General features: G+C 59.8%; 1 protein-coding gene. It reads left to right on the top strand.

All coding sequences use genetic code 11. From position 1 onward, the window contains the following. Nucleotides 1-500: amidohydrolase family protein (locus AC1DXU_RS30430; RefSeq protein ID WP_477374903.1), on the top strand; the 500-nt coding region annotated here is incomplete at both ends.

Below are 500 nucleotides of genomic sequence, written 5' to 3'. Positions count from 1 at the left end.
ACCTCAAGGACTTCTACAAGACCGGCTTCAACACCATCGAGCGCAATGCCGAGGTGGCCAAGCGCTATCCCGAGCGGTTCATCGTCAACGGCGCCTTCGATCCGCGCGATGGCGAGAAGGCGCTGGAATACATCCACTTCCTAAAGGAGACCTACAACGTCAAGGGCGTGAAGATGTACACGGCCGAATGGAACGGCGCCTCCAAGGGCTGGAAGCTCACCGATCCCGATGCCTACAAGTGCTTCGAACTCTGCGACAAGCTAGGCATCAAGAACATCCACGTCCACAAGGGCCCGACCATCCTGCCGCTGTCGAAGGATGCGTTCGACGTCCATGATGTCGACCACGCGGCGACGGATTTCCAGGGCCTCAACTGGATCATCGAGCATTGCGGCTTGCCGCGTCTCGACGATTTCTGCTGGATCGCGACGCAGGAGACCAATGTCTATGGCGGCCTGGCGGTGGCGCTGCCCTTCATCCACGCACGCCCGCGCTATTTC

The organism is Mesorhizobium sp. P3_A10, assembly GCF_056403175.1.
Note: the sequence above shows the minus strand (reverse complement) of the source record. Positions and strands in the feature narration are given on the sequence as shown.